We start from the raw sequence: 13,331 nt of genomic DNA on the forward strand, positions 1-13,331 counted from the left end.
TTTTATACTGGCAGCTTTAACGGCGCTTATTAGTTCTGAGTCTTTGTTAATGATCTTTTTAAGCGTTTCAATAATGTTCATGAGGTCCGCTTTTGATTTCTTTCCCCAGAAATTACTGTTCTGCTGGTTGTAAAACTGGTACTCCATTACCAACTGCTCCCGCTCCTCCATCAGGGCCGCCAGCCGCTCGTTCTGCTGTGCCTTTACCCCCGACAAGCTCATGCAAAAAAATAACATGGCAATAACAATCTTCTTCATCCCTTTCCAATTTGTATTGAACAAGATACAAATATGGTCAACCATAACGAATCAGCCATCACTTTTTTTACCAATACCGCCAATTTCAAAGTAGATCCCACACCTTCAGGATATAAGATTCCCCATTCTCTTAATCTGAAGGTTTACGTTTAGAAACATCTATAAGCAAAATGAACTACTATTTCCTATTGAAACTGCGGTAATTAAACGAGGGTAAGGGAGAGGCTGCGGCAGATTCGATAGGTGGGCTTAGTTAAAGTTCAATATACTGGTGCTGCAGCCTTGGATACATAAATTAGTAATAAATAATGTGCAGGCTCTACAGTACAATAGTATAATAAAATTGTATATTTAGCTTACTTTTTTTGTTGATATACTGATACCGGCTGCTGCTATGCTAAAGAATAACATTACAGAAGAAACAGCTTTCAGCTTAAACAGGCAGTTATACAGGCGAAGCTACTTCTGCTTAGAGCTACCAACAGTTAGGGACCCTTATTTTGCACCGATTGTTATCTCTAAAATACCATCGTTTACAGCTTTCAGATGGCTATTTTGTTTGCTAAGCATTTTGTTTTCTGTAGCTGCCTCAGAAGTTCCAGCTACCGCTACAGCTGGAGCAAAACCTGCTGTTTCTCCCTTTACACAAAATAAAGGGCAGTGGGACAAGCAAATTCTCTACACTTCTGAATTACCGAACGGTTGGCTGTTCCTGGAGAAAAACGGCTTTACCTACAATTTTTTAGAAGCAGCCTACTTTGCTGAAGAAGACCATGCCTCAGGAAAGGCCCATAGGACGATGCCGTATATAGGGCACGCTGTTAAGGTAAAGTTTTTAGAAGCTAACCCTGCTGTACAGCTTGAAGAGAAAAAGGAGACAGCCAGCTACCGAAACTACTTTATAGGCAATGATCCAGCAGCTTGGGCAACACATGTTAAAGCATATGCTGAAGTCCTTTATCGGAACTTATATCCAGGAACGGATTTAAAAGTTTATTTGTCAGGCTCAACTATTAAATATGATTTTATACTGGCACCACATGCACCGGTTCCTGCTATTAAAATGAACTACGAGGGGGCTAAGCAACTTCAACTAAAAAATGGTCGCCTGCACATCTTAACTTCTTTAAATGAGATTGTGGAAGAAAAACCGTACGCTTACCAGGATATAAACGGAACTAGGAAGGAGGTTACTTGTGCCTTTACTCTTCAGGGTAATATGGTAGGATTTGAGATTTCCGGCTCTTACGATGCATCCAAGCCCTTGGTTATAGATCCGGAAATTGTGTTCCTGAGCTACTCCGGCTCCTTCAGCTCTCTTTCAGGTAATACAGCCACTGGCGACCTCAAAGGCAACACTTATTTCGCCAGCCGGCTAATGGGTCCTACTTATCCTGTTACTTCTGGTGCTTACCAGCAGACACAGCGCGGTACAAATATCGTTATCTCGAAGCTATCGGATCGAGGCAACACTATTTTATTTGCCACTTATCTGGGCGGTGGCGGCAATGATGAGTACCCGCTGGCCATGCGTGTAAACAGCCAGAACGAATTGCTACTGGTCGGTTTCACCAACTCCAGCGATTTTCCGACTACACCGCAAGCCTTTGACCGTAGCTTTAATGGCATCCGCGATTATGTTGTCTGCCGCCTTTCTGAAAATGGCTCCTTGCTGTTGGCCTCTACCTACGTGGGAGGAAGTGGAGCCGAAGGTGGTGTCATAGCTTCGATACCAGCCATGCTTACCTTCGATAAGGAGGGCAATGTATTAGTTGGCGCCTGCACCACGTCAGATGATTTTCCGGTCCGGAACGGTTTTCAGAGATCTAAAAATCTGGGGCAGGATGGTGTTATCTTTAAATTGAATGCCAACCTGTCGGAGCTGCACTGGTCTACCTTGCTAGGTGGTAGCCACGACGATTTTATTTTCGATATAAAAGTAGGAGCCAGTGGCAATGTGTATGTGGGGGGCAGCACCTTTAGCAGAGATTTCCCTGCCACCAACCAGGCACTCCATAGCGCCCCCATCGGACTGCGCGATGGCTTTGTGGCAGTTATTTCTGCTGATGGTCGGGAGTTACGCGCTGCCACTTACCTGGGAACGGAAGCATCTGACCTGGTTAAATGCATTGACTTAGATCGTGAGGAAAATGTTTACGCTGTGGGGTTTACCGGCGGCTCGTACCCGATTACCACCGATACCTATGGTACAAGCAATACCACGGGCGGCTACTTTATACACAAGCTAACGCAGGACCTTCGTACTACTCTTATGTCGACGCACATTGGCAACCATGTGGGGCAGGAAAGGCCGCCGGTAGCCTTCTCGGTAAGTGAGTGCAACGATATTTTTATTGCAGGATACGCACTCTCTAATGCCCCGGTATCTGCCGATGCCCTGGAACGTAACCGTAGAACCATGTACCTGCTGCACCTGGCCAACGATGCCAAAGAACTAGCATATGCTTCTTTTTCAGGAGGAATAGACACAAACCCGCACACGCACCTGGCTAATACTGGCTTTCTCACTAAAACCGGTACGCTTTACCAGGCAGAGTGCACCTATTCTACTACGCAGGCTGTTACCCCCGATGTGTACGATAACCAGTTTAGCGGTTCACCAGATGTTGCTGTCACCAAGTTTCAATTTACGCCTAAAATTGCGAATACAATTCAGGCAAAAGCAGTTATACCTCCTGTATCGTGTGCGCCTTACCCGGTGCGGTTTCAGAACCAAACGGCCAATGCCGCCAGCTACACCTGGAATTTTGGAGACGGTAGTGCAGAGTCTGCAGAAGTGCATCCAACACATACTTACACAAAACCTGGCGTTTACCGGGTGCGCCTTATTGCCTCAGACCCGAACAGCTGTAAACTCCATGATACTACTTTTGTGAACCTCACAGTAGCCGCTCCACCTGAACCTGTGCTACCTACGCAGCTTGTTTACCTTTGCTACCAATATGTTACGCTCGATGCCGGCAACCCAGGCTACAACTATGCCTGGTCTACCGGTGCCACTAGCCAGACAATAGACGTAACAGAACCTGGCACCTATACCGTTGAAATCAGCCTTGGCCAATGCTCCCAAACAAGCACTGTCACTTTACTTGAAGCCTTGCCGCCACTCGAAGTGCCTACTATATTTACTCCAAACCACGACGGTAAAAACGACTTTTTCTATCTCAAAAACGGAGGAGCCAACGTTAGCCTGAAGATCTTTAACCGGTGGGGCAAAATTGTTTTTAAAAGCGATAATTACCAGAATGACTGGGATGGCCGCGGTGTTGCTCTCGGAGCCTATTATTATATGGTGGAAAGCCTGGAAAACTGCAGCACGCAGAAAGGCTGGTTTGAAATTGTACATTAAATCTGGTACAGCATGCGTAGCAGCGGAGATAAACTTTACAAGTTTTCAGTAATGATGACTGTTTAGCTTTTACGAACAGCTAAACGCTCGCAGGAGCTGCGCACGCTGCGAGGTCTTGGCCGCTCCGCTTTATAAAAAATCTTGCTTAGCCGGAGTCACTTGAACTACTAAATTATCATAGGCTTGAGCAATGGAGCATATTGTTAATTCAGTTAAACAAACAAAATGCACCTAGTCAGCTTGTAGTTCAACTTTTAGGTTTTTTAGAAAACCACACCTTCCACTCTCTTTTTCTCCGGAAAGTCTTTGTTGCCCCATTGCTCTTTTACGTTGGTTTCAATGGTCAGGCTTATGTCTGTCAGCGGCACATCTTCCAGGCGGTTCTCAAACGGGTCTTCGGAGCGTTCGCCTACCAGATCGAGGCACAGGAACACAAAGGAAATGATAACTGAAATAGGCATGCTGACCCAACCAAGCTCCTCAATAAAAACAAAGGGCAGGAGCGAAGCATGTATAAACACAAAGACTCTGGAGAAAAAGCTGTATTGCCTTGGGAAGGGTGTATTTTTGATACGCTCACTTTTTCCCTGAATGTTATTGAACTCTACCAGCGATTCCTCGAGCTTCATAAATCTGAAATCGGAGAGCCAGCCTTTTTCGTAAGCTCTTTTCAGGTCTTCTCCTTGCAGCTCCAGCAGGTAGTTTGGCGGATTGTTTTTGTGGCAGAAAAGCTGAAACTCCTTCGGCGCCAGAAAACTACGGGCATCGGCATAATCGTTTTCTTCTTCGTAAATTTCTCTTATTTTGGTTTCGTTGTAGTCGTGTCTTCTCCTCAAAAAAACCCGGAGTGCATGCACAAAGCCCATGTGCCGGTAAATCATCTGCTTCTGAAACTCTTTTACAGCTTTTGCCTCTTCCGGATCTGTCGGATCTGTGGCGATGATCATGGTGACCACCTGCCGGGTCCAGGCTCTGCTGTAGTTCACCAGCAAGCCCCAGATTTTCCGGGCTTCCCACCACCTGTCGTAGGCATTGTTATTTTTAAAACCCAGGAAAATAGCGAGGGCCGTGCTAAGCGCCGATATGGTGTCAAAGGGCAGGTGCAGGTGCATTACCTCAAAATAATCGTGGAGCAGGTACACCACGATAGATAATATAATATAGTAAAGCATGCTTTTCCAAGCATAATGGAAAATGACACTCCACCTCAGGTTTCTATCTACGATCATACATTTTAACTTCAACTCTAATGCTAGTACTGAATTTTGCCGTTTTGGTTAAGACCAACCTCCACTGCAGAATCAAAATTTCTATTTCTTGATGAGAGCTTATTTGTAATAGAAGAGAAACAGGCGGCGAAGTACATTGTTTACCGCCATACAATTTGCCTTGCAAACCAACTTGTGGATTATTAGAGCTGGTGCTACCCTTGACAAAAAAAAGCCCAAATCCTGTTGGAAGGGCAATTTCATTTAAATAATTTGAGACTTCCTAAATATGGAAGAATTGAATAAGAAACCTGTTGAGATAAATAACTATTTCCTTTAAAAGTTAGCATATAACTCCTTCAATCTAATGCCTTCACCTTTAGTTCTTTAATAATCCGAAAAAGTTAAGTGAACATTTATTTTGCTTGATACTTGAATTATTTAAATGTTTTTGCCCTCCAGAAGGTTTTTATAACATTTTTATCCAAGGGTAGCTATCTGCTGAGTTGTTTAATTAGTCTTCGTGGCTATCGAGGGCTCGTGCTTCCTGAAGCAGCGTATCGTCGAGGGTTTTACTTGTTTTAGCGCCCAATTCTTTTAGCACCTCCACGCGCCTGATCAGATTGCCTTTTCCTTCGGTTAATTTGTTCATGGCCGCGTTGTACGCCCCCTGACTGTTTTCGAGGTGCCGCCCAACAGATTTCAGGTCTTCTACAAAACCTACAAATTTATCGTAGAGCCGGCCGCTTTCTTCGGCAATCCGGATAACGTTGCGTTTCTGGTCCTCCTGCCGCCAAACACCGGCTACCGTGCGCAAAGTTGCCAGCAGCGTGGAGGTGGTTACCAGCACAATGTTTTTATCGAAAGCATCTGTAAACAAGTCGTGGTCGTGCTGCAGCGCCAGGTTAAATGCAGGCTCAATCGGGATATACATCATCACAAAGTCTGGGGAGTTGATGCCGGTAAGCCTGTGGTAGTTTTTTCGGCCCAGATCGGAGAAATGTGTTCTGATGGAGTTGATGTGGCTCCGCAGGTACAGCTCTAGTTGCGGCTCGTCTTCGCAGCTGCAATAAGCCTCGTAGGCCACCAACGACATTTTAGAATCTATGACCAGGTGTTTACCTTCCGGCAGACGAATGATAACGTCAGGCCTGTAAATTTTACTTTCGTCGTTCTGCCGTACCTCTTCCCGCTCATAATGAATGCCTTTGCGTAAACCTGATTTTTCGAGCAGGCTCTCGAGCAGGTATTCGCCCCAGTTTCCCTGCGTTTTACTTTCTCCTTTCAGGGCTTTTGTCAGGTTCAGAGCGTCCTGGCTCATTTGCTGGTTCAGGGTGGCAAGCTGTGTAATCTGCTCTTTCAGCGACACGCTCTCCCGAAATGTTTTCTCGTAGGTAAGGTCCACTTTGGCCTCAAACTCCTTTATTCTTTCTTTCAGCGGAGAGAGTATCCGCTCCAGGTTGTCGGAAGATGCTTTGTTGAAATGATCGGCGTTAGACATGAGCACCTGGTTCGAAATGCTCTGGAATTGTTGCAGAAACTTTTCGCGCAGCTGCTCAAGTTCCTTCGCCTGCTCGTGTAGTCGGCGCTGCAGGTGTTCGTAATCGGTTTCGGTTTTGGTAAGCGCGTTGGTGAGTTCCATGGTTTCAGATTGCGCCTCCCGCAACTGATGTTTCAAGTCCTCGTTTTCGGCCACCTTTAGCTTTGCCTGCCCCTCCAGCACACCCAGGTTTACCTGTGCCTGGTTTATGGCTTGCTGCAAATCGCTGTTCCTGCTGCGTTGCCATAAAAAGGCCACTACCACTCCGCCTAAAAAAGCTGCCAACCCTATTAAAATTTCCATAAGGTAAAGGTACAAGATTTTAGCATTTTTAACCTGATGCTAATCAGATTAGTTGAAAGCGCTGGTTCTGTCATCAGCTAAAGTACCGCAACTGCTGCAAACCTAGCGGAGTGTGTCTCCTGCGAGTGTTCCCCACTTAAAAAGCTGCTACTGGTCCCTCACACGCTCTAAAGTAGCCGGGTACATCATAGGTTTGTGCTATTGTTGCCTTTGCCAGTAGTTATAAATGACGACTCACCTTACGAGATATCAATAGTTAGTTCTTTTTATTTAATAGGATTAAGATAAAATCCTGCGTCCTATATCAGATAGTATTACAAGTTAGAATTCAGATGAGTTGTGCCAATATTTATTAACTGATGTTACGCACCTTCAAGTATGTGGCACCTTTATGTTTGTTATATAACAGCTTCATCCGATGCCCCTAGGCATGCATGTTCCATCGTTTTGCTCCGATCGCTCACGGCTGGGGAAGGGGCCCTTTTTTAGTGGGGCCTCGTTCTCGGGCATCGCGCTGCTGCATCTTTCCTGCCCGCAAGCGGACTGCCGCTCCTGCGGCACCGGAAACCTGTAAAGGCGCTCAACCCAGGAACTGGGATGTGCACTACGAGCCTCAGCTACAGCGCCAGCAAATTAATTTGTTGGGTTGAGATTATAAAAATTAAATGAATATTCTGAGTGCGTAATAGCAGTTATTAAAAGATTAAGCAGTTATGCCTAAAATCAATTGGCAATCAACAACCAACCTACTGTACCAGCGTCACTCTGAACTTTCGGCCTTTTATTTTTCCTTCTCCTAATTTTTTGGCGATGCTTGTACTTTGGCTAAAAGGGACAGCCACAAAGCTTTGACGGTCCTGCACTTCAATTTTCCCGATGTCGTTGGCTTTTAAACCGGCTTCCGCAATCAGGGCACCTACTATATCGCGTGGGCTGAGTTTGTCTTTGCGGCCAGCATTGATGTGCAGCGTGGCAAAGGCAGCAGCTTCGGGAGCGGTTTTGGGAGCAGTGCGTTTAAGATCCGTGGTTTTCAGCCATTCATCCATTCGTACCTGGCCCCAATCCCTAAGCTTCTGTTCGTCTCTTTTGGTTGCAAAGGTATACACGGTGCCGCTTTTACCAGCCCTGCCTGTGCGGCCACTGCGGTGCAGGTAGGCTGCTTCATCATCTGGCAACTCATAGTGAACAATGGTCGTCAGGGCATCAATATCGAGGCCACGGGCAGCCAGGTCGGTGGCTACTAATATGGTGGTGCTGCCATTCCGGAACAGGGTCATGGTGCGGTCGCGATCTATCTGCTCCATGCCGCCATGCAGTGCCTTAGCCTGCAGCCCTTGTTCCTGCAGAAAGGAAGTTAGCTCGTCGGTGGTGGCGCGTGTATTGGCAAAAATAACCGTACCAGTGGGGTCCTTGCTCAGGAGCAGAGCAGCCAGTGTTTCCTTTTTCTCAGCCAGTTCCACTTTCATACCCACCAGGTGCAACTGGTCCGGAATGGCCGTGGCCGTAGCTTTTATAAACTGCGGATTTTTAAGTGAATTAGAGATCAGTTCTTTTACCTTGTCGGGCATGGTAGCAGAGAAAAGCACCGTTTGCCTTTTGGTTGGTAAAACAGCCAGTATTTCATCCAGTTCTTCCTCAAAGCCCATTTCAAGCAGCTTGTCGGCCTCATCGAGCACAATCTGCTTCAGGTGGCTCAGGTCTAGGGTGCGGCGGCTCAGGTGGTCGGTTAGGCGGCCGGGCGTGCCCACCAGCACCTGCGGCGGAAATGCCAGCGAGGCTCTTTCCTGCGAGAAGGCGTGCCCACCATAAAAGGCACTCACTTTTAGGCCCTCCACCTGCTGCGCCAGGTTTTTAAGCTCCTGCCGTACCTGCATGGCCAGTTCGCGGGTAGGCACCACCACCAGGGCCTGTACCTGCTGCACACGTGTATCTACGTACTGTAAAATCGGGAGCCCGTAAGCAGCCGTTTTTCCGCTTCCGGTTTCGGCCTGGCCTGCCACATCCTGCCCCTGCAGCAGCACCGGTATAGCTGCCATCTGAATAGGAGTGGGCGTGTGGTAATCGAGTTCCTGCAGGCGCTGCTGTAAAGCAGGCGCCAATTGTAAGGCTTTAAAAGACGACATATTTTTTTCTTCGTAGGTTACAAAGGTAGTCATAAAAATCAGGCTTTCTTACCACAGCTCCAGTTGGCCCTAAGCAAGAACATTAGGTTTTTTATATCTTTTTACGAGGTTTTAAGTATTCAAAGTATGGAAAAAAGTTACGACCGATTACGCAAAATGACCTATGGGTTGCTCTTCGTCATCATGCTGGTGTTTGTGCTGGTGCAGGCAAGGGAGTTTCTGTACCCGATCTTTATGGCCATGCTTTTTGCCTACCTGCTTTACCCGGTAGTAAAATTGCTCGAAACATGGGGGGTGCCGCGCATATTGGCAAACCTGGTCTCTATTTTAGTGGCTATGGCCATTTTAACTATGCTGATGGTGCTGCTTTACAAGCAATTGGCCATGTTCCTCGACGATTTTCCGGCATTACAGGAAAAAGCCTTAGAGAACCTGGACCGTGTACAGTATATGCTCGATCGAAAGTTCGGTGACACTGACTCTAGTAACGAGCATTGGCTCCGGAAGCAGGTATCGGGTGCACTGGAGTTTGGAGGCGGTGTGCTAACAGGAGTGCTGATGGCTATAACCGGCACCATTACCAAGTTTGGCCTCATGCCGGTCTACATTTTCCTGATGCTCTATTACCGCAACAAATTCGAAAACTTTTTGCTCCGGTTAACCCCGCCTTACACGCACAGCAGAGCCCAACGCATTATAGATGAAATAGCGCTGGTCACAAAAAAATACATGGGTGGTGTAGTTATCGTTATTCTGATTCTTTGTGTCATAAACTCTGCAGGCTTGCTTATAATAGGAGTCGAGTATGCCATCCTGCTCGGAATCATCTCAGCCATCCTTAATTTCATCCCGTATTTTGGTACGCTCATAGGAGGGGCCATCCCGCTGCTCTACACGCTGGTTATACAAGGCGATTTGCAAAAGGCACTGGCAGTGCTAATATTTTTCCTGTTCGTTCAGTTCACTGAAAATAATATCCTGACTCCAAACATCACTGGCAGTCGTGTCAACATTAACCCTTTGTTCACAATCCTGAGTATTGTGGTAGGCGGCATGGTCTGGGGTTTGCCCGGCATGTTTGTGGCTGTTCCGTTTTTGGGCATGTTTAAAATTTTCTGCGACAATTACGAGAAATTATCCCCTTACGCGTTTTTGCTCAGTACCGATGGCACTGAAGAACACGCTTTTAACCTCGACAAGGTGAAGAAGTTTTTCGGTATAGGGCAGAAGGACAAGAAACCATAAGCCCAGACCAGGTTTCTGGAAAAGCAGTACCTGATGTACTTCCCTCTGATTGCAATTAGGTCCTAAACAGCAGGAGTATATGATTTGCGGCCCCTTACTTTCTGCTATTTTTTCTCCTTGTAAAGCGGCAACTGGTTCTGCAGACCCTCGCATGTGCTGCGCACGATACGAGATCCTGGCTGCTTAATCTAAAGATTTCTGATTCAATAGTTTCCTTCAATTATTCAAATAAAAATCGCCTTCCGAAGGTTTTTTGATCAAAAAATGCCAAGGGTTGTGGAAACAACTTTATTAGGATCTACCGGACTAAGAGTAGTAAATGTCCAAAAATTAAAGACCGGCAAAGCTTTTGATAGCCTTGCCGGTCTTTAAGTATAATATTTAACAACCATAACCTAGAAACGGCCCGGACCGCCACCAGGAGGGAAATTGCCCCTGCCTGGGTTTTCTTCCTGAGACTGACCACCGGCATAGCTGCGGATGTTGTAGGTAAAGGTCAGCATGAAGAAACGACGTAGCACTGTAGACCGAACATCTTCCGCATACGATTCGGTGATGTTCTGCTGGAAGCTATCGTTCTTGTCAAGTAAATCATTCACGCTTAAGCTGATCTCACCTTTGTTGTCTTTCAGGAATTTCTTACCCATGCTCATGTTCCAGAGCAGGAAGTTGTTGCTCGCACCTGCTGTTGCACCGGTGTTGTACTGGTGGTTCAGCTCGGTGCGGTACACAAAGCCTTTCCACAAGATCCAGCTAAGGCGCATGTTCGAGTTTTGGGTGAAAAAGTTATTGTTGTTACGCGACGATGCGGCCAGCGTGTTCTTCACGATGTTGTAGCTGGAGTTGGTGCCAATGTTAAAGTCTATGTTCTCGCTGATGTTGCTGCTCAGGTTAACGCCCACGCCAAAGTCGGTTCTGTTGGCAAAGTTGGTCTCGTTGTTGATGCGGCCCGGTGTTCTGGTATACCCTACTGAACCTCTCAGGTTAATGTTGGAGCTGAGCAGGTTAACCGGCTGACCATAGTTAAAGAAAGTACGCACGTTCCAGAAACCATCCATGTTCTCTCTACGAACAAGCCGCGCGCCTGGCTGCAGTTCGTAGCCATCCAGCAGGTTGCCAGGTATGTCTCTTTCATACACACTGTTACCAATATAGTTCTGAGTTGCCGTACCGAATAAACCCATAAAGAAGTTTCTGTTGGTTTCGGCGTTAAAGCTTCTGTATCGCACAAAAAGCCTGTTCTGGTAATCCTGGTCCAGGTTGGCATTCCCGATGCTTACCTGAAGCGGGTTCGAAATATCGAGCACCTCCTGCAACTGCTCCGCAGATGGCACATTGGTGCCGGTGCGAAGGTTTATGTTCAGGCTGCGCGAAGGCGAGAACTTGTGCTCTATTTCAGCAGAAGGCAGTATGTTAGAGAAATGCCGTTTCAGTTCAAAAGGCTCCGGGTAAACCGTGTTGCTCTCGAGCGTAGCGTACTGGTATTTGGCATTTACCTGTAACCTGGTTTTGTCGTTTCTGTACTGGTAGCTTGGCCCGATGCTCTGCGCCAGATAATTGCTTTTAAAGGTATTACTTAGCGGCTCGTTCAGTTGGTTGAACATCTCAGATTCCGGATCGCGGTCGAAGGTTCTTCTGTCGGAGTCGTTGCTTTGGTTGCCAATGGTATACTCCATCTGTACCAGTGCGTTGGCACCCACTTTCTCTGATAAGGAGGCGCTGCCAGACCAGGCGAAATTATCTCTGCTGATATCGCTGTACTGGTTACGGGAGGCACTACGGCTCGGGTCGAGGTTGTTCTGGGTATTTTCCGTAAAAAAGTTATCCTGCCCCAGGCTGCTGTAGGTGGTGTTAATGTTTGTGGTAAACACGCGGCCTGGTTTACCGAACCGGTGCGAGTACAGGATGTTATTGCTGAAATTAAGGTTAGTACTTTCGGTGGTGTTGGTTGTTCTGGCGTTTGTAAGGAGCGCACTCTCCGGATCATAAAGCTCTGTAAGGCCGTCAACATACGTATTGTTTTTCTGGAGAGTGATGTTAGGCGTTATAAGCAGCCTGTTGTTTTCATTTATATTATACTGCAACCTGAAGTTGAAACGGTGGCTGTTCTGCTGGTCGTTGTTGAGTGTTCGCTGCAAAAGCTGGTTGCCAACCTGATCTCCGGCTGTATAGTCTCTGATGGCTGTCTGCCTGTTAAACACATCTCTCGAATTGAAGTTGTAGCTGCTGGACACTTCTATTTTCTTGCCCCACATATCGTTGTAGTTAAAGCCGAGCGTGTTGGTAGAGATAATACCATTAGGAGAGCCGCCACCCCAGCCACCTCTGCGGCCACGCATGCCACCGCCAGGCGTTTCGCCAATAGAGAAGTCGAACATGTTAATGTTGTTAGTAAGGCCCATAAGGGTAATTTTGCGGTTGTTATCGAAAAAGTTAACGGCTGCACCAACCATGTACCGGTCATCGGTGCCGTAGCCTGCCGATATTTTACCAGATTGCCCTTTACGACGGTCTTTACGGGTTACAAAGTTCAGGGTTTTCTCGCGGTTGCCATCCTCAAAGCCGCTAAAAGCAGCCTGATCGCTCTGGCGGTCAAACACTTCCACGCTCTCGATCATGTCGGAGGGTAAGTTACGAAGCGCTGAACTAACATCGGTGCCGCCATAACGTTTGCCATCTATCATGATCTGCTTAATTTCCTCACCCTGCGCCTGAATAACACCATCCTGAATAGTAATACCTGGCATTTTGGTCACCAGATCTTCTACACTGGCATCAGGTGCGGTCTTAAAGGCTCTGGCGTTAAAAGCGGTTGTATCACCTTTCTGCTCCCCAAGCGGCACACGGCCAACTACTTCTACTGCACGTGTTGTAATGGCTTCGTCTTCCAGCGGAAGCTGCCCCATATTTACATTGGAGTTTTGGACGCGTACTGTCCGGTTAAATGCTTTAAATCCAACATAATTGATTGAAAGCGTGTATTCGCCGGGAGCTACATTCTCTATTGTAAAGTTGCCATCGGGGTCTGTGGCAGCTCCTGTTTTAACAGCATCAGTTGCCCTGGTAAGCACTACGCTGGCACCTGGCAAAGTTATATTGTCTTGCTGACTTTTGACGGTACCGGAGACCGTATAAGTTCTGGTTTGTGCGGAAGCTTGCGCATAACTGATCAGCATGATCAGAAGAAGTAGTATTTTTTTCATTCTTGTATGAAATGGGTAACCGTGATGCTTTGTTTGACAAACTCTAAGCCTGAAAGTTTAGTAAAGCGTTAAATAAATTTG

At 46.8% G+C, this 13,331-nt stretch carries 6 protein-coding genes and 1 pseudogene; 2 read left to right on the forward strand and 5 right to left on the reverse strand.

What is annotated here, in order from left to right; genetic code table 11:
- Positions 1-258, reverse strand: a pseudogene (locus tag FVR03_RS11845) (hypothetical protein); the annotation flags it as partial.
- 571 nt (positions 259-829) lie between these two features.
- On the opposite strand from FVR03_RS11845, the gene FVR03_RS11850 reads away from it, so the two are divergent.
- Positions 830-3,628: a DUF7948 domain-containing protein gene (locus FVR03_RS11850; protein WP_187270139.1), complete on the forward strand. Its 2,799-nt coding sequence runs from the start codon at positions 830-832 to the stop codon at positions 3,626-3,628.
- Between the two features lie 263 nt (positions 3,629-3,891).
- Here FVR03_RS11850 and FVR03_RS11855 read toward each other — a convergent pair whose 3' ends face one another.
- The 3 genes from FVR03_RS11855 to FVR03_RS11865 form a co-directional block, all read right to left on the reverse strand.
- Entirely contained in the window at positions 3,892-4,800 is a 909-nt protein-coding gene (locus FVR03_RS11855) for a bestrophin family protein (RefSeq protein ID WP_439651044.1), read from the reverse strand.
- Between the two features lie 550 nt (positions 4,801-5,350).
- Positions 5,351-6,679 (reverse strand): DNA recombination protein RmuC, encoded by a 1,329-nt coding sequence (locus tag FVR03_RS11860; RefSeq protein ID WP_147921968.1) that lies wholly within the window; start codon positions 6,677-6,679, stop codon positions 5,351-5,353.
- Between the two features lie 746 nt (positions 6,680-7,425).
- Positions 7,426-8,835: a DEAD/DEAH box helicase gene (locus FVR03_RS11865; RefSeq protein ID WP_255474187.1), complete on the reverse strand. Its 1,410-nt coding sequence runs from the start codon at positions 8,833-8,835 to the stop codon at positions 7,426-7,428.
- 93 nt (positions 8,836-8,928) lie between these two features.
- Here FVR03_RS11865 and FVR03_RS11870 point away from each other — a divergent pair, with 93 nt between their 5' ends.
- Positions 8,929-10,047: an AI-2E family transporter gene (locus tag FVR03_RS11870; RefSeq protein ID WP_147921969.1), complete on the forward strand. Its 1,119-nt coding sequence runs from the start codon at positions 8,929-8,931 to the stop codon at positions 10,045-10,047.
- A gap of 395 nt (positions 10,048-10,442) precedes the next feature.
- Here the strand turns inward: FVR03_RS11870 and FVR03_RS11875 are convergent, their stop codons facing one another.
- Complete coding sequence (locus FVR03_RS11875) at positions 10,443-13,250, reverse strand: TonB-dependent receptor (RefSeq protein WP_147921970.1); 2,808 nt, start codon at positions 13,248-13,250, stop codon at positions 10,443-10,445.
- Positions 13,251-13,331: the final 81 nt, after the last annotated feature.

It is taken from the genome of Pontibacter qinzhouensis (assembly GCF_008017455.1).
GTDB classification, from domain to species: domain Bacteria; phylum Bacteroidota; class Bacteroidia; order Cytophagales; family Hymenobacteraceae; genus Pontibacter; species Pontibacter qinzhouensis.

Excerpts from the sequence above, each read along its gene's own strand:
- FVR03_RS11855 (WP_439651044.1), bottom strand. The coding sequence starts at position 4,800 with ATGCTTTACTATATTATATTATCTATCGTGGTGTACCTGCTCCACGAT.
- FVR03_RS11860 (WP_147921968.1), bottom strand. The coding sequence starts at position 6,679 with ATGGAAATTTTAATAGGGTTGGCAGCTTTTTTAGGCGGAGTGGTAGTG.
- FVR03_RS11865 (WP_255474187.1), bottom strand. The coding sequence starts at position 8,835 with ATGACTACCTTTGTAACCTACGAAGAAAAAAATATGTCGTCTTTTAAA.
- FVR03_RS11870 (WP_147921969.1), top strand. The coding sequence starts at position 8,929 with ATGGAAAAAAGTTACGACCGATTACGCAAAATGACCTATGGGTTGCTC.
- FVR03_RS11875 (WP_147921970.1), bottom strand. The coding sequence starts at position 13,250 with ATGAAAAAAATACTACTTCTTCTGATCATGCTGATCAGTTATGCGCAA.